The sequence below is a fragment of the Luteipulveratus flavus genome (assembly GCF_029439465.1).
Taxonomy (GTDB): Bacteria; Actinomycetota; Actinomycetes; order Actinomycetales; family Dermatophilaceae; genus Luteipulveratus; species Luteipulveratus flavus.
The window spans coordinates 1-16279 of record NZ_JAROAV010000008.1 but is presented as its reverse complement, the minus strand read 5'-3'; the positions used below and the strand labels follow the sequence as shown (position 1 = coordinate 16279).

13 protein-coding genes are annotated in these 16279 nt (G+C 73.1%); 5 read left to right on the top strand and 8 right to left on the bottom strand.

Annotated features, from left to right (window positions below):
* Positions 1 to 11: 11 nt before the first annotated feature.
* From P4R38_RS01790 to P4R38_RS01775, 4 genes are all read right to left on the bottom strand, one after another.
* Positions 12 to 701 (bottom strand): TIGR03089 family protein, encoded by a 690-nt coding sequence (locus tag P4R38_RS01790; RefSeq protein WP_277190791.1) that lies wholly within the window; start codon positions 699 to 701, stop codon positions 12 to 14.
* Entirely contained in the window at positions 698 to 2212 is a 1515-nt protein-coding gene (locus P4R38_RS01785) for an aldo/keto reductase (RefSeq protein WP_277190790.1), read from the bottom strand. Before P4R38_RS01785 ends, P4R38_RS01790 begins: the two co-directional genes overlap by 4 nt.
* 70 nt (positions 2213 to 2282) lie before the next feature.
* The gene (locus P4R38_RS01780) at positions 2283 to 4559 is read right to left on the bottom strand and encodes a hypothetical protein (protein WP_277190789.1); all 2277 of its coding nucleotides are present in this window, start codon (positions 4557 to 4559) and stop codon (positions 2283 to 2285) included.
* A gap of 22 nt (positions 4560 to 4581) precedes the next feature.
* Entirely contained in the window at positions 4582 to 5622 is a 1041-nt protein-coding gene (locus P4R38_RS01775) for a PseG/SpsG family protein (protein WP_277190788.1), read from the bottom strand.
* A 95-nt stretch (positions 5623 to 5717) separates the two neighbouring features.
* Here P4R38_RS01775 and pseB point away from each other — a divergent pair, with 95 nt between their 5' ends.
* The 5 genes from pseB to P4R38_RS01750 are packed head-to-tail and all read left to right on the top strand — an operon-like array spanning position 5718 to position 11247.
* Complete coding sequence (gene pseB / locus P4R38_RS01770) at positions 5718 to 6707, top strand: UDP-N-acetylglucosamine 4,6-dehydratase (inverting) (protein WP_277190787.1); 990 nt, start codon at positions 5718 to 5720, stop codon at positions 6705 to 6707.
* 3 nt (positions 6708 to 6710) lie between these two features.
* Positions 6711 to 7841 carry a DegT/DnrJ/EryC1/StrS family aminotransferase gene (locus tag P4R38_RS01765; protein WP_277190786.1) on the top strand — a complete coding sequence of 377 codons (1131 nt, stop codon included), beginning with the start codon at positions 6711 to 6713 and terminating at the stop codon, positions 7839 to 7841.
* Positions 7842 to 7845: 4 nt separating this feature from the next.
* The gene (locus P4R38_RS01760; RefSeq protein ID WP_277190785.1) at positions 7846 to 8724 is read left to right on the top strand and encodes a hypothetical protein; all 879 of its coding nucleotides are present in this window, start codon (positions 7846 to 7848) and stop codon (positions 8722 to 8724) included.
* A 1-nt stretch (position 8725) separates the two neighbouring features.
* The gene (locus tag P4R38_RS01755) at positions 8726 to 9577 is read left to right on the top strand and encodes a hypothetical protein (RefSeq protein WP_275239599.1); all 852 of its coding nucleotides are present in this window, start codon (positions 8726 to 8728) and stop codon (positions 9575 to 9577) included.
* A complete protein-coding gene (locus P4R38_RS01750; RefSeq protein WP_277190784.1) occupies positions 9574 to 11247 on the top strand; it encodes a class I SAM-dependent methyltransferase in 1674 nt (557 codons plus the stop codon). The genes P4R38_RS01755 and P4R38_RS01750 overlap by 4 nt, the downstream gene beginning before the upstream one ends.
* Positions 11248 to 11331: 84 nt before the next feature.
* Here P4R38_RS01750 and P4R38_RS01745 read toward each other — a convergent pair whose 3' ends face one another.
* The 4 genes from P4R38_RS01745 to P4R38_RS01730 are packed head-to-tail and all read right to left on the bottom strand — an operon-like array spanning position 11332 to position 16269.
* Positions 11332 to 12960, bottom strand: coding sequence for a hypothetical protein (locus P4R38_RS01745; RefSeq protein WP_277190783.1), 1629 nt, complete (start codon positions 12958 to 12960; stop codon positions 11332 to 11334).
* Positions 12953 to 13786, bottom strand: coding sequence for a hypothetical protein (locus tag P4R38_RS01740; protein ID WP_277190782.1), 834 nt, complete (start codon positions 13784 to 13786; stop codon positions 12953 to 12955). The genes P4R38_RS01745 and P4R38_RS01740 overlap by 8 nt, the downstream gene beginning before the upstream one ends.
* Positions 13787 to 13793: 7 nt before the next feature.
* Positions 13794 to 16094, bottom strand: a complete 2301-nt coding sequence (locus tag P4R38_RS01735) for a glycosyltransferase family 2 protein (protein ID WP_277190781.1) — start codon at positions 16092 to 16094, stop codon at positions 13794 to 13796.
* Between the two features lie 7 nt (positions 16095 to 16101).
* Positions 16102 to 16269: an SAF domain-containing protein gene (locus P4R38_RS01730; protein WP_346770730.1), complete on the bottom strand. Its 168-nt coding sequence runs from the start codon at positions 16267 to 16269 to the stop codon at positions 16102 to 16104.
* Between the last annotated feature and the right edge of the window lie 10 nt (positions 16270 to 16279).

Sequence of the window (16279 nt, the reverse complement as noted above, 5' to 3'; positions counted from 1 at the left end):
CCCCACATCGATCAGATGCGGTCGGTGACGCCCTCCGCGGCGAGCCGTTCGGGCAGCCGAGCCTGGTCCGCGTCCCGGACGAGCACCACGGAGCCGTCGTCCGCCCAGGTCGCCAGCGTCTCGCGCAGCACGTGCTCCAGGTCGCCGGAGACGTGGGCGCGCCGTCCGGCCGTACCGCTACCGATCGCGACGAGACTCTCGTAGGTGGTGTCGCCGCTCGGTGTCCGCAGCGCGGCGTCGGACGGCGCCGGCTCCTGGTACGCGGCGAGCCGGTCGCCGTACGTCGCCAGCTCGCTGGCCTCGTCGACGGCCCCGGCCGGGACCGGCTCCGGCGAGCGCCGGGCGAGCGCGGCGAGGGTGACGACGACGTCGGCGCCCTCGGCGCCCGGATCGCTCGTCACCGCGACGTCGGCCCCGGCGGTCGTCGTCGAGACGGTCGCCCCGACCGCCCACGCGGCGAGCGCCCAGTACAACGTCCGCCAGTGCTCGGCGGGCAGGTCCAGACCGACCACCGTCCCGGGGCCGGCGTCCAGCTCGTCCTGCAGGAGGTTGCCGGCCTTGGCGACCCAGTTGGCCAGCACCTTCGCGGACAGCTCGATGCGCTCGCCCTGCGTGGGTCCCTCGGCGTCGTCGTAGTAGGTCACGCGCGGGCGTGCCGGGTCCGTGCGCAGCATCTGCAGCAGCACCGCGTCGGGCGTCATCGCGCCGCTCCGGCCAGGGCCGCGCGCACGCGCGCGATCTCGTCCGGGCCGAGCGGCGGCCGGGCGACGAGGTCGGCGACGTGCCGCACCTGGGCGTCGTCGGCGCAGCCGATGATCGCGGAGGTGATGACGTCGTGCCCGAGCACGAACGCGACGCAGAGGTCGTCCACGCCGTCGCGGCCGAGCTCCTCGGACAGCGCGCTCAGCGTCGGCAGGGCCGGGTGGTCGTCGCCCAGCAGGGCACCGCCGGCGAAGGTGTGGTGGCTGCAGACCACGACGTCGGCGGCCCGCAACGCCTCCAGGGCCTCCTCGGGCAGGTCGTCCAGCACGTTGAACGGCAGCTCCAGGTAACCGATCCCGGGCAGGGCCAGCGCCTGGTCGATCTCGGAGCCGGACCACAGCGCGACGCCGATGCGGCCGACCTCGCCGGTGCGCTGGTACTCCCGCAGCCGCTCCCAGGCCGCCTCGTCGGCGTCCTCGGGGCCGGAGACCAGGGCCGCGGCGACGCGACGCTCGCCCATCTCGGCGAACGTCCGCTCCAGGCTCGCCTCGACGGCCAGCGCACCGCCACCGCGCAGCGGGCGCAGGCGGCACAGGTACCCCAGCCGGCGGGTGAGCTGAGGGTTGAGGTTGGCGCGCAGCACCTTCATCGACGGCCCGTCGGCGCGTCCCACGTCGACGTGCGTCACGCCCCGGGACACCGCGGTGATGAGCAGGGAGCGGACCTCGGGCGCGGCCGGGGCGTCCGTGCCGGCGAGGTGGACGCCGCCCAGCACGAAGGCGCTCTGCTGCCAGTCCTCGGGGCCGCGGAGGGGGACGGTGGCGCCCTCGGCCTCGACCTCCTCGCGCAGTACCTCGAGGAGCTCGTGCCAGGAGATGCCCACGGGATCGTTCGTGGTGGCGAAGATGCGGGAGACCCGGTCGAAGTCGTTCAGGTTGTCGACGGAGCAGCGGAAGCGCCGCGGGTCGCCGGGGTTGCCCTCAGGGGCGAACAGCAGCTCGCCCAGCTCGCGGCGCAGCCACGGGGTGACGTGCTCACGGTCGTACGGGTCGGTGGTCGACTCGGCGGCCCGGCGCAGGTCGGAGACCCAGAACGCCTCGGCGCCGAGCCCCTCCGGGACGACGTCGATGTCGACCCGGCCGTACGCGTGGCCGCTCTCGTCCATGGCGGCGAGGAGCTCGTCCACGACGTCGGCGTCCATCACGGGGTTGTCGCCGGTGAGCCGGACGACGCGGTCGGTGGGCGCGAGGTCCTGGGTCGCTGCCACGAACCGGCCGAGGACGTCGTCGAGGTCGCCCCGCATCACCGGGATCCCCACCGTGGCGAGGTGGTCGGCGATCCGGGTGTCGTAGTGCTCGTCACTGGTCGCCACGACCACCTCGTGACCGCTGCGCGACGCGCGCCGGGCGACGAGCTCGATGAGCGGCATGCCGGCGACCGTCATCAGGGCCTTGCCGGGCAGACGTGAGGAGTTGAGCCGTGACTGGATCACGACGCGGGTGCGTGGCACCGGGGTGACCTCCGGGAGAGGGGTGGACTGACCCGGGAAGGCTACCCGCGCCGGCCCCGCGCCCGGCCGGTCAGGGCTGCCCGACGCGTGCGGTCCGGGTCGACAGCTCGTGCAGCCGGTAGATCGTGACCGCGCCCTGGCGGAACCGCGGCTCGGCCATCCGGGACAGCGCGGGCGACACCGGCGACGCGGCGGTGTCGGCGAGCAGCCACCGGACCCCCTCGTCGTGGAGGCGGGCCAGCACAGTGGGTGTGGGGCGCCTGAACGCGGCGCTGTTGAGCCGGTACCGCTCCTGGTCCCAGAACGGCCGGAAGTAGGTGAAGCGCGAGCTTGCGACGACGTTCGCCTGGTTCTGGTCGGTGTACGCCCATCCCTCCAGGTAGGCCGCGTGGGCGCCGAGCCCGGTCACCCAGTACGCCCGCGCGTCGCAGCCGGTGCGGGTGCGGGTGGGGACCCGGCAGTACACGTTCGTGGCGATGCGGTCCGCGGTCGGGACGTGCTGGCGCAGCCAGGTGGTCGCGGCGACCTCAGCGGGCAGCAGCCGGTGGTCCGGCCGGCGGTCGAGGGCCACGCCGGCGTCGACGAGCTGGTTGTCGGGAAGGGCGGGTACGACGGCCACCGCCAGCAGCCCCGCCGCCGCTCCCACGCCGACCAGAGCCGCCGCGACCGCACGTCCGCGACGGCGCAGGAGCCACGCCGCGAGCACGACGGCGACGGCCAGGAGGACCCACACGCCCACCACCGCGTAGAGCCGCAGGGCGATCACCCGGCCGCGGGTCGGCAGCACGTCGCCGTTCCAGGCGCGCACGCCCAGCGTGAGCAGCGTCAGCACGACCGCCCCGGCCAGGGCCGCCCCGACGACCTGGGTCCGGGTGGCGTGCTCGCGAGCACGGTCCACCAGCGACACCGCGCCCCACGCGCCGCCGATGGCGACGAGCGGGAGGATGCCGCGCATGAAGTAGATCTGGGACATCGAGGAGTGGTCGATGAGCTGCATCGCGGCGTGGGCCGCGACGAACGTGCCGAGCAGGAACCAGACGGCGTCGCGCGTCGCCGGAGCGGCCGCCCGCAGCAGGGCGAGCAGAGGAGCGGCGAACGCGAACTGGATGACGAGCAGGGCGATCAGGGCGGCAGCGATGACCGCCTTGTAGCCGCCGATCATGCCGGCCCGGTTCATCGTCTCGTAGGGCGCCATGTGCTGGACGGTGGCGCCGAAGCCCAGCCTCGAGCCGCTGCTGCCGCCCGCGAGGACGGTCGAGGTGGCGGCGGTGACGAGGACGACCGCGGCGCAGCCGAGGAAGGCCCGCCGACGCCGGTCCCGGTCGCGCAGACCGGCGAGCAGGACCATGCCGCACCCGCCGGCCAGTGTCGGCAGGATGGAGGACTTGGCGCCCGCGCACACACACAGCATGAGGACGAGCAGGGCCCAGCCGCCGCCGCTCAGCCGGCCCCGGAACGCGTCCAGCAGCAGGTACACCGTCACGGCGACGACCGGCAGCCCGAACAGCTGGGACGGCGACTCGGGGAGGAACGCCCCGACGGCGACCGGTGCCACCCAGTGCAGCGGCTGCACCGACGCGGGGACCAGCAGCAGCGCGGCCGCCAGGACGCCGGCCCACGGTCGCCGCGACAGGCGGACGCACAGCGCGTACGTCGTGAGGACGATGGCGGCGTACACGGGCAGGTACCACAGGCGGGCGGTCACGGTGACGATGTCGACGCCGGAGGTGAGCGAGCCGGCGGCCATGTGGGCGTTGGCGAACCAGTGGTACCTCAGCGTCTCGTCCCCGAGCTGGGGCACCTGGGGTGGCACCGAGTGACGGGCCTCGGCGCTGATCGCCAGGTGCCAGTAGAGGTCCTGGTACCACAGGCCGGTCCGCGGGGGCAGCGGCGTCGAGCGGAACGTCCAGAGCCCCACCACGACGAAGGACGCGGAGCACAGCGCCGCCAGCGCCCAGGCGACGGGCACGGGCGTCCGTCGCTCGTGACGCTGCGGGCGCAGGTGCGGCCGCAGCGCCGGGACGGCCGCGAAGACGAGCAGGACCAGTGCGGGGTAGAGCAGGATCGCCCGGCCGTGCCCCACCCCGACGGCCACGCCCCAGGCGACCAGCTGCAGGCCCAGACCGACCACGAAGCCCACGGTGAGCTCGGCCAGCAGGGTGTCGCAGCGCCCGCGGGCCGCGCGGTGCACCAGCACTCCGGGCAGCAGCACGGTCCACAGGGTCGCCAGCAGGTAGAGCACGGAGTCCGTCGCCGGCACCTGGGTGACGGACAGGAGCGCGAACGCCAGTCCGAGCGTGAGCACGGCCGGCAGCAGGCGCAGCGGAGTGCGGACGTCCAGACGCATGAACCGGTCCCCCCGGGTCGTGTCAATGACCCCTGCGGGTCAGGTTCAGCAGAGCGGTCGAGACGCGCGCGCGTCCCTCGCCGTCGACCAGTGCCCGACCCCGGCGCGCGAGGTCGGCGCGGTGGTCGGTGTCGGTGAGCAGCCGGCGCACTCCCGGCGGAACCGACCCCAGGGCGCGCAGGTCGTCCAGGACCCCGACCGGGACGACGACACCCTCGGCGACGGTCATCTCGTACCCCAGCCGCTGGTTGTCGGCGACGCACACTACCGCGGTCGGAACACCCAGGCACAGCAGCTCCCAGACCGAGGAGCCGGAGGCGCTGATCGCCAGGTCCTGCTCGACCGCCAGGGCCGCCAGGTCGGCCACCGGCTCGATCGCGTGGACCGTCTGGCCCGGGCCGGTGGGCAGTGCCGCCAGCGCCGTGCGGACCTCCTCGCGGGCGGCCACCACGGTCAGCTCGACCGGTTCACCGAGGTCGAGGACCTGCGGGACGACGGTACGGGCCGCATCGTAGGGGTCGGTACCGCCGAAGACGGCGAGGACCCGGGGCGGCCGGTGCGCCGGCACCGTCCCGGTGCGGCGGCGGTCCAGGACGCTGTCGCGGAACATCGCGTACTCGACCCCGGCGAGGGCGAGCGAGCCGTCCGGTCCGCCGGTGTGGGGGACGGCGCCGAGGTTCTGGTCGATGTAGACGTCCGCCTCCTGGACCGCCCCGAACTCGCCGTCGACCATCGCCAGGACGGTCACGCCGGCCTCGCGCAGCGCCTCGCCGAGCGCGGGCTGCAGGTGGTAGCCGTCCAGGACGACCGCGTCCGCACCGAGGTCCACGACCTGGGCGCACACCGAGCCGATCTCGTCGGCCGGCGGGATCACCGGCACTGCGCTGTCGGCGACCAGCCGCTCCAGCCACGCGATCCCGCCGAGACCACCGAGCAGCGTCACCCGCGAGCCCCGCGCCAGCAGCTCCTGAGCCAGGGCCAGGCAGCGGACCAGGTGTCCCACGCCGAAGGAGGGATGTGCGTCACAGCGCAGGACGACATGGCTGGTGGGCGCCTCGGTCATGCCGGAATCGTAGGATCCCGACTGATAACCTCTGCGATGGCCTGCAGCCGCCTGCGGCCGGGCCAGCCAGTCAGACCATCTGTGGGAGTAGTTGCGTGAGCATCCTCAAGGGAGCATCCATCCTCGTCACCGGCGGCACCGGGTCGTTCGGCAAGGCGTTCATCACCCGGCTCCTGGAGGACCTGGAGCCCGCCCGCGTGGTGATCTACTCCCGCGACGAGCTCAAGCAGTGGGAGGTCCGCCAGAAGTTCGACGACGACCCCCGGCTGCGCTGGTTCATCGGTGACGTCCGCGACCTGGACCGCCTCAAGCGCGCCATGCATGGCATCGACTACGTCGTGCACGCCGCGGCGCTGAAGCAGGTCGACACCGGCGAGTACAACCCGTTCGAGTTCGTGAAGACCAACGTCCTGGGGTCCCAGAACGTCGTCGAGGCGGCCATCGACTCCGGCGTGAAGAAGGTCGTCGCGCTCTCGACCGACAAGGCGTCCAGCCCGATCAACCTGTACGGCGCCACCAAGCTGACCGCCGACAAGCTGTTCATCCTCGGCAACCATTACGCCGCCGCCTACCCGAGCCGCTTCGCGGTCGTCCGGTACGGCAACGTGACCGGCTCGCGCGGCTCGATCATCCCGAAGTTCAAGGCGCTGCACGAGGCCGGCGAGTCGCTGCCGATCACCGACCTGCGCTGCACCCGGTTCCTCATCACGCTGCCGCAGGCGGTCCAGATGGTCCTGGACACCTTCGAGATGATGCAGGGCGGCGAGCTGGTCGTGCCGCACATCCCCTCGCACAAGGTCACCGACCTCGCGCAGGCGATCGCGCCCGGCGCCAAGATGCACGACATCGGCCTGCGCCCGGGCGAGAAGCTGCACGAGGAGATGATCTCTCCGGAGGAGGGTCGTCGCGCGGTCATCGTCATGGACGGCAAGTACTACGTCCTGGAGCCCGAGCTCGCCTCCTGGGGCTACCAGCCCATCCAGGACGCCAAGCCGGTGCCCGAGGGCTTCCACTGCGCCTCGGACAAGAACGATCTGTGGTACTCCGCGGAGGACATCCGCAAGGTGATCGAGTCGGGAGTCTGATCCTTGCTTCCCTACGGTCGTCAGTCCGTCGACGAGTCCGACATCGAGGCGGTCGCCGCGGTCCTGCGCGGTGACTGGCTGACGACCGGGCCGGCGCTCGCCCAGTTCGAGCGGGACATCGCCGGGATCGCCGGGACGCCCGGTGCCGTCGCGGTCACCTCCGGCACGGCCGCCCTGCACACGGCGTACGCCGCCGCGCAGGTGCGCGAGGGCGACGAGGTCGTCACCACGCCGCTGACCTTCTTCGCCACCGCGACGTGCGCGATCTGGCAGGGCGCGACGATCGTGTTCGCCGACGTCAGCGAGGACACCGGCAACCTGGACCCCGCCGCCGCGGCGGCCGCGGTCACCGACCGGACCGCGGTCGTGGCCGGGACCGACTACGCGGGTCACCCGATCGACGCCCCGGCGCTGACGAAGGTCGCCCACGACGCGGGTGCCCTGCTCCTGGAGGACGCGGCGCACTCGGTCGGCGGCTCGCTCGACGGCACGCCGGTCGGCTCGCTCGCCGACGTGACGACGTTCTCGTTCTTCCCGACCAAGAACCTCACCACGGCCGAGGGCGGCGCGGTCGTCTCCCACGACGAGGCGCTGCTGGGCCGGGCGAGCGAGTTCAAGGCCATCGGCTACACCCGCGACCAGAGCCGGTGGCGCGCCGAGGGCGACCAGGGCGGCTGGTACTACGAGATGCAGGAGCTCGGTCTCAACTACCGGCTCCCGGACGTCCTGGCCGCACTTGGCTCCAACCAGCTCAAGCGGCTCGACGCGTTCAAGAAGCGCCGCCAGGCGGTCACCGACCGCTACAACGCGGGTCTCGCGGGCATCGACGTGCTGCGGACCCCGGCGCACCGGGCGGGCGCGGACCCGATGTGGCACCTCTACCCGCTGCGGATCCTCGACGGCCGTCGCCGGCAGCTGTTCGACCACCTGCGGGAGAGCGGCATCGGCGTCCAGGTGAACTACATCCCGGTCCACTGGCAGCCGTACTTCGCCGAGCGCGGGTATCGCAAGGGCATGTGCCCGGTGGCCGAGGCGTACTCCGAGCAGGAGATCAGCCTGCCGATGTTCCCCGACCTGAAGGACGAGGACGTCGACCGGGTGATCGAGCTGGTGCGCGAGTTCGTCGGCGCCTGAGCCGGTGCACCACGCGAACCACTTCTACGGGCACGCGCAGATCCTCGCGCGCTACTGCGGTCTCGCCGAGGCGCCGACCATCTGGGGCTACCTCCAGCACGGCTGGAACACCCACGACGGGTTCGCGGTGGGTCACGACTTCGTCCCGGGCCGACCCAAGCTGGTCTGGTCCGAGGCGGTGGCCCGCCGCGGCTGGGCTCTGGGGCTGCGCGACTACGTGGTGATCGGCTCACCCTGGGCCTACCTGCTGACCGTGGTCCCGGAGGCGGCGGACTCCCCTCGGGAGGGCACGATCGTCTACCCGTTCCACGGCTGGGAGGGGCAGCAGATCGTCGGCGACCACGCCGCGTACGCCGACCAGGTGCGCGAGCGGGAGGGCGACGTACCGCTCACGATGTGTTTGTACTGGAACGACTTCGAGCAGCCGCAGATCCGTCGGACGTACGAGGAGAAGGGGTTCCGGGTGATCACCCACGGCCGTCGCGGCCACATGTACACCGGCGGCGACGTCGACTTCCTGGACCATCAGCTGATCGAGCTGCGCCGCCACCGTCGCGTGGTCAGCAACCGGATGGGCAGCGCGCTGCTGTACGCCGCGAGCGTGGGCGCCGAGGTCGGGGTGTACGGCGACCCGATGGTCCTGGAGAACGACCACGCCGTGCTCGGGGGCATGGCCCGCCAGGAACGCCTGCTGCCGCAGATGCACCAGGACGCCGTCCCCGCGGAGGTCGCCGCCGGCGTGGCGGCCCGCGAGCTCGGCCTGGACGAGACGCTGCCCCCCAGGATGCTCGCGCACGCTCTCGGATGGGACGATGGAGTGTCGTCCGGCGAGCCCGTGCCGCAGGAACGACGTTCGACCCCGGCGACCCAGGAGCTCGGCTGAGATGGACTCCAGCAACCACTGGTACAGACATGCCCACATCTGGTCGCAGTACTGCGGGCTCGGCTTCGACTACCCACCCCGCATCAACGGCGTCATCCAGCATGGCTGGACCTTCGTGCACGGCTTCGGCGCGGGCCACGAGCCACCGCACGGCTTCACCAAGTACGTCTGGGCCGACGTCAACCGGCGCCGCGGGCAGGCCGTGGGCTGGCGTGACTACTACGTCACCGGCGCTCCGATGCTCTACCTGGACCGCATCACACCGCACGAGCCCGATGCCCCGGAGCCGGAGGGCACCATCTGGTACCCCTTCCACGGCACGGTCGACTACGAGGCCGTCTCCGGTGACCACGACCGGCTGATCGACGAGATCAAGGAGACCGAGACCGGCCCGGTCACCATGTGCCTGTACTACGTCGAGTACGAGATCCCGGCGGTGCGTGCCAAGTACGAGGACGCCGGGTTCCGGGTGATCAGCCACGGCACGCGCGGGGTGAAGTGGACGGGCGGCAACCCCCGCTTCCTGTCCGAGCAGCTCGGTGAGCTGCGCCGCCACCGCCGGATCGCGTCCAACCGGCTGAGCAGCGCGATCTTCTACGGGTCCTCGCTGGGGCTGCAGCCGGCGGTGTACGGCGACCCCATGGACCTGGTCGGGGTCAAGACCGGCTTCAACGGGACGGACCTGCTGGAGCACACCTACCCGGAGCTGCACGGGAGGGACATCGACGCACGGGTCGCCCGAGAGGTTGCCGATGTCGAGCTCGGGCGCGATGCCATGCTGTCGCCCGAGGAGATGGTCCTGGTCCTCGGCTGGGAGCAGGAGTGGCTGATGAGACGCGAGGAGAGCGCATGACCGCGACCGTGACGAGTGACCGACCCGCGAACGTGACCCTGGTGAAAGGGGCGATGCAGCGCTGGTCGGACCTTGAGCACGCACCGGGCGGCGGCGCCAGTGCGGCTGCGCGCACCTACGTGGAGCAGCAGCTGCGACCGGACGCCCGCGTCGCCCTGGTCGGCCCGCACCCGCTCGACCTGATCACCGGCCTCGCCGGGCAGGTCGCCCACCTCACCGTGTTCACCCGGTCGATCCCGGACGCCGTACTGATCGGCAACGCGCTGCTGGAGTGCGAGGGGACCGAGGTCGTGTGCGGCAGCGTCGCGCACCTGCCCGAGGCGCCGGAGCCGTTCGACCTGGTCATCGCGCTCGATGACATGGCGCGCGTGCTCTCCCTGGAGACCGAGGTGCTGGACTGGCAGGAGGTGTTCGACGCGGTCCGCGCGCTGCTGGCCGACGGCGGCACGCTCCTGCTCGGCGTCGAGAACGAGCTGGGCCTGCACCGGATCGGCTCGCTGCGCTCGCGGTACACCTCCAACGACGACGCGACGTGGTCGGCGACCGCCACCTTCGACACCGGTCGCCCGCGGACCGAGGCCGCGCTGACCGGGGTCCTCGCCGACGCCGGCCTGGTCGTGCGCCGGCTCGGCATCGGGCTGCCCGCCTGGGAGGACCAGGCCGTCATCGCGACCGGCACCCGGTCGTTCTCCCCGCAGATGGACACCCTGCTCGCGGCAGCGACGCTCGGCTCGGCGGCGTTCCGCCGGGTGGGCGCTGACCCGACCCGGGTCACCCGTGCGGCGGTGCTGTCGGGCCGCCTGCCCGACCTCGCCTCGGGGTGGTTCGTCGTCGCCGGCGCGGGCTCGGGTGCAGCCGACGAGGACGTCGCGACGATCACCGCGACGACGCCGTCGGGCGAGGTCGTCACCTACACCGAGCGGGACGGCGCGATCCTGACCGAGCGGGACGGCGTCGCCGTGGCCGAGCCGGTCGAGGTGCCGACCGGCTCGCGGCTGCTGTCCGAGCACGTCCTGGACGCGTGCGCCGTCCACGACCTGCCCGCGCTGCGGTCGCTCCTGCGTCGGTACGCCGGCTGGCTGGCCGGCCGGCCGACGCGTACGTCCGCGGGCGACCGGGTCGGCGACATCCGCATGGACGCGGTCCTCGTCGCCGACGACGGGTTGGTCGCGCTGGACCCGGGCGTGCTGCGCGGCAGCGCCGAGGACGCCGCGTGGGAGGGCCTCGCGGACCTGGTGCGGGTGATCCGCGCGCGCGGCGCCCGGCACCCGTGGCCGTCGGCGACCGACGACCGGACCATGATGTCGATCATGGGCGCGATGGCCGAGCTGGCGCCGCACCCCGACCTGGAGGCGCTCGTCGGGACGGAGAGCCGGGAGCCGGCGCTCCCCGCGTACGACGTGCCGGGTCTGCTGGCGGTCATCGAGCGACTCACCGAGACCAACACCGCGCTGGCCTCGCGCGCCCAGTGGTTCGAGGACCGGCTCAACACCCGTGAGCGGGAGATGCGGCTGCGGACCGCCCGGCACGACGAGGAGCTCAAGCGGGTCGTGCGCCAGCAGGAGCTCCTGCGGTCGTCCGCCGAGGACGTCCGGCGCTCGATCACCTATCGCGCGGGCAACCTGCTGATCGGCCCGGTGCGCAAGGTCCGGGACCGCGGCGGCCGCTGAGCCGGCGGGAGCCCACCGACGACGAAGCCCGGAGCAGCAGTGCTCCGGGCTTCGTGCTGCGGCGTCCGCAGGGTCGTCGTGGTGTCAGCGCATCCGTCGTACGGCGCGCACCTTCGACTCCGCCCGGCGGGCGACGCCCTTGGCGAGCACCCGCGGACGGGCGAGCAGGCTGGCCCGGCGGAACTGGTTGGCCAGGCGGTAGGTACGCGAGCCGCGCAGCTCGCTCAGTCGCCGCAACGCCTTGTCCCGGTTGCGGGAGGCGCCGAGCGCCTGGGCGCGCAGGCTGCGGATCCGCGCCTCGCGGACGCGCAGCTGCTCGTCGCGGGCGTCGAGGGTCTCGGTGAGCAGCGCGATGCGGTCGGCCAGTGCCGTGGCGCGGCCGGCGCCGACGGCGGCGTCCTCGTCCGGCTCGGTCGTGGAGGTCGCCATCAGCGCGACGGCCTCGGGTGACACGCCGGACATCGACAGCCACAGCGAGGTCAGCTCGTGGCGGTCGAAAAGGGTGGGCCACATCCCGTCGGTGGACCCTTCCACGCGCTCGGCGAACCTGGCCCACGCGCCCGCGAGTCGCCGCTCGGACGTCGTCGGGGCGATGGCGCCGTGCGGCTCGCGGTCGGTGTCCTCGTCGCTGCCGGGCGTCTCGGGCACCTCGCCGACCAGCTCGGTGCGTAGCGCGATCCCGCGGGAGAACTCCGTGCCCACCAGGCGCACCTCGTCCCAGCGCAGCTCGCGGGTCTCGCCCGGGTCGGCGCTGCTGCGGACCCAGTGCCCCAGCCGCTCGGCGGTCCGGCGGAAGGTCTCCAGGTCGCCGCGGGCGACCTGCTGCAGCAGGTGGCGCTCCACGGTGTCGCTGTCGGGAACCCGCTGGGGGAGCACCGCGGCCGCGGTGGCGTCCCCGCCGAGCACCCAGTCCGCGCCGGCTGCCTCCTGGTCGGCCCAGACGACGGCGCCGTCGACGGTCCAGTACAGGTCGCGGCCGCGGCCGCCGGACAGCGTCAGCCAGCCGTCGGCCAGCTGCGAGAGCTGGCGGGTACGGACGGCCGTCGTGACCAGCTGTGACGCCGGGACCGAGGTCGGTGCGGGGTCGGCCGCCGCCACGTGCTCGACCACCTGGGCGGGCAGGGAGCCGGCTCGGGTGCGTGCGGCGCAGGTGTCCGACACCGCCGCGGCGGTGCGGGAGGCGACGCCGTACAGGAGGTGGACGGTGGTGACCGGGTGACCGACACGAGCCAGCGCGGCCCCCAGGTCGCTCGCCGCCACCGGACGGGTGGGGTCCTCGTCGGCCGGGGTCCAGTCGATGCCGCCGCGGCCGAGCGCTCCGAGGGGTGCGTCGTTGCGGCAGTAGGTGAGCAGCGTGCCGCCGGTCGTGGTCAGCGCGGCGACGAGGTCGAGCCGGTCCGCCCACGGCGTGGGGTCGCCGGCCGGCAGCAGGACGTCCAGGCCGCGCGGCGCGAGCACCAGCGGGCGCCGGGCGTCCGCGCGCCCGGCGAGGTCGCGCAGGTCGGCGTGCTCGAGGGTGACCGACTCCGGGAGCTCGGCGGGCTCCTTGTCGTCCCAGGCCAGCAGCAGCGTGGTGGCCCGGCTGCGCTCGGCGACCAGCTTCAGGACCTCCGGGCTGGGCAGACCGAGCACGTACGCCGACTCGACCCGGGGCAGGACGTCCCTGAGCAGGGCCGGTGCGACGGCATACGTGGGCACGGCGGGGTCAGGCACGGGGACTCCATTCCAGGACGGCGCTCAGCTCGGCGCTCGGCATCAGGTGGCGGCGACCGAGCTCGCGGTCGGCGATGTCGTTGAGCGTGGCGGACGTGCTGCTGCCGCGGACCGCCGCCTCGTCGCGGTGCGCGGCGCTCGGACCGTCCGGGGCGTCCCCGTAGACCTGCGCGGAGAGGCCGGCGGCCGCGGCGTAGAGCACGAGCGCGTCGAGGGTGTTCGAGGCGACGCTTCGGTGGGCCCGCATCAGCTCCAGCAGCCGCAGCAGGTAGCGAGGATCGTCGGTGCCGCCCTCGTCCTCCCGCTCGCCCAGGGTGACGACGCTCAGACCCGTGTCGAGGTACGCCTGGCGCAGCTGGGGCACGGCGTGGTCGCGGTGGCTCAGCGCCACGGTGACCGGGCCGGTCTCGCGCTCGACGATCTCGGCGGCGAGCCGACGGGCCGCGTGCTCGCCCCTCAGGTCGTGCCGGGGGAGCCAGAGCGTGCCGGCCGGCGCGACGGTGACCTCCGCGGCGGTCGGGTCGTCCTCGGGGTCGGGCGCCGGACGCGGCATCTCCTCGAGGTCGAGCTCCAGCAGGTAGAGCCACGGGGCGCCGATGACGACCTGGCCGCTGCCGCCGCGGGCGGAGCGGCGACGGGCGGCCGCGCCGCTCCACAGGTACGCCGTGCGACCCGGACCGAGGCGGGTGGCGTCGGAGCAGTCGTGCACGAGGTCCCAGTCGTGCTGCAGGTGACCGGGGATGCTCGGCGGGGAGAAGCGGTCGATGTCGCCGACGTAGACGGCGAGGACCTGGTTCTGGCCGTAGTAACGGTTGTGCGGGTGCATCGGGGCCTCACCGTACCTGGAGACGGAGGGTGTCGGCGATCGTGGTCAGCACCATCGAGCGCCCGTCCTGGTCCCACGTCAGCGGAAGATGTGCGGCGAGGCCCGCCTGGCAGGCCACCGCCGAGTCACCGGTCGGCAGGGTCACGAACAGCGTCCACTCGCCCGCGGGCGCGCCCGGCTGCAGCGGCTGGTCCTGCTCGGGGATGAGCCGGGCCGAGGGGGTCGTGACGCTCCAGCCCTGCTCGTCGCGCCGGATGTCGCACGGGACGTCGACGTAGCTGTCGGAGCCGGGGAAGAAGCGCCGCCAGCTCATGGCCTCGATCGGCAGGCTGGTCCACTCGCGCCCGGTGACGGTGACCGCGCCGGCCTCGATCGAGGCGCGGACGGCGGAGGGGTTCGCCGGACCGTGCACGACGTTGACCAGGCCGAACATCGTGCGCACCAACGAGAGCAGCTCGTCACCGTGCTCGACCGACGCCGCCTCGACGTGGTCGGGCCAGGCCAGGTTCTGGGGTCCGAGGTCGGACTCCAGGCGCATCGCGCGCAGCGACCGGAGGGTGAACGGGTCGTCCGGGAGGTCCCCGTCCAGGACCGTCTTCGCGGGCATGCGGATCGTGACGCGGGTGCCGTCGCCGTCCGGCTCGACCTCGCCCGGCAGCAGCACCGGGCCCGACGGGCGGTCGATCTTCAGCGCCGCCCGCTGCAGCCGGTCCGGGTGCAGGATCTGCAGGAGCAGGCCGTCCGAGTCGGGCTCGACGTGGGAGAGCACCACGGGATCGGGCACGCGGTGCAGCAGGTAGGCGTTCTGGGCGCCCCGACCCGGCTGTACCCACTCCCGGTCGGTCAGCCAGTGGCCGCCCGGGAAGGTGGGGCTGCCCTCGCGGGCGCCGGCGAGCGGGCCGACGCGCCGGACGTCGGTGACGGTCAGGTCGAGCTCGAACCGCAGCGGCCAGATGAGCTCGTACGCACTCGCCAGCTCACCGAGCGGGACCCGCGTGCGGAACCCGACCCGGCTGACGCCGGCGTGCTGGTCGACGGTGTCGAACCGCTCGACCTCGAGCGGGATGCGCACGATCCCGTTCACCAGGTTGATCCGCAGGGAGCTGGGCTCGGCCATCGGCAGGTGGGCGATCTCCGCCGTGCCCTCGAGGAGGCAGTCCTGCCCGTCCCAGCGGACCTGCGTGACGCTGCTGCGCAGCCGCAGAGTTGTCGCCGGGAAGGTGTATGCGCGCGACGAGGCGCTCGACCGGCCGCGCCCGGGGAAGTCGGCCGCGAAGCGCCACGGGCGAGTCCGCAGCCGGCGGACCGAGCCGTTGCCGACCAGGCCGCCCTCGTCGCGGAACCGCGCGAGCTCGCGCAGCAGGTCCGCGTCGCCGTCGCGCAGGGCGTGCCACTGGATCTGGTCGAAGCGCGGGCGGGTCGACATGCTGATGTCCAGCCGGCTGACCAGCCGCTGGCCGAGCCCCACCGTACGGTCGACGTCCTCGTCGGGCACGACCGCGAAGGCCTGGGCGATCGCGGTCAGGTCGATGCCGGCGAGGTACTCGTGGGCGGCACGACGGACCTCGGGGGAGGCCTTCCGGTCGAGGATGTCGAAGATCATCTCGGCGGACACGACGCGGTCCAGCAGGTTGTCGTACCGGAAGACCTGCTGGGTGATGGAGTCACCGGACTCACGCTCGCGCCAGTAGTAGACCGGCGTCTGCAGCACGTCCGCGGTGAGCGCGTCCAGGTGCGCGCTGAGCGCGACGGGGTAGTCCTCGTACCGGATCGCCGGGAACTCGTAGCCGTTGTCGTCCCAGAAGTCGCGGCGGTAGATGTGGTTCCACAGCATCCGGTCGCGGACGAAGACCGGCTTCTCCAGGATGTGGGAGGCCAGCCGGGTCGAGGTGCACAGCGGCGCGTGCGTCCACGACGGACGAACGCCGGAGGTGCGGCTGAAGCGCTTGGCGTTGCCCAGGACGAAGGAGGAGCCCGAACGGCTCAGGGCGTCCATCATCGTGCGGTACGCGTCGCGGGGGACGAGGTCGTCGCCGTCTACAAAGGCCAGGTACGCGCCGGTGGCCTCGGCGATGCCCCGGTTACGGGCAGGCCCGGGTCCGGAGTTGTCGATGTGCAGCACCCGGAACCGTGAGTCGCCGGCCGCGAAGGCGTCGGCGATCTCCGGTGAGCGACCGGGTGAGCCGTCGTCGACGAGGACGACCTCGAGGTTGGAGTAGGTCTGCCGGCGGATGGACTCCAGGCAGTCGTGCAGGTACTCCTCGACGTCGTAGAAGGGTACGACGACGGACAGCAGCGGGTCGGTCATGTGCCCGTTACACCAGGTCCCAGGACAGGGCCGTGCCCTTGGGGACGTCCTGCGTGAACGTGCGTCCCTCCACGATGCCGAAGGTGTCCGGAGCAAGACCGTTGGCGGGTCGGATGGAGCGAACGTTGTCCGCGGTGACCGGCTCACCGGCCTTCACGTCCGCCACCACGTACAACGACCGGCGG

Excerpts from the sequence above, each read along its gene's own strand:
- P4R38_RS01790 (WP_277190791.1), bottom strand. The coding sequence starts at position 701 with ATGACGCCCGACGCGGTGCTGCTGCAGATGCTGCGCACGGACCCGGCA.
- P4R38_RS01780 (WP_277190789.1), bottom strand. The coding sequence starts at position 4,559 with ATGCGTCTGGACGTCCGCACTCCGCTGCGCCTGCTGCCGGCCGTGCTC.
- P4R38_RS01775 (WP_277190788.1), bottom strand. The coding sequence starts at position 5,622 with ATGACCGAGGCGCCCACCAGCCATGTCGTCCTGCGCTGTGACGCACAT.
- P4R38_RS01755 (WP_275239599.1), top strand. The coding sequence starts at position 8,726 with ATGGACTCCAGCAACCACTGGTACAGACATGCCCACATCTGGTCGCAG.
- P4R38_RS01750 (WP_277190784.1), top strand. The coding sequence starts at position 9,574 with ATGACCGCGACCGTGACGAGTGACCGACCCGCGAACGTGACCCTGGTG.
- P4R38_RS01740 (WP_277190782.1), bottom strand. The coding sequence starts at position 13,786 with ATGCACCCGCACAACCGTTACTACGGCCAGAACCAGGTCCTCGCCGTC.
- P4R38_RS01735 (WP_277190781.1), bottom strand. The coding sequence starts at position 16,094 with ATGACCGACCCGCTGCTGTCCGTCGTCGTACCCTTCTACGACGTCGAG.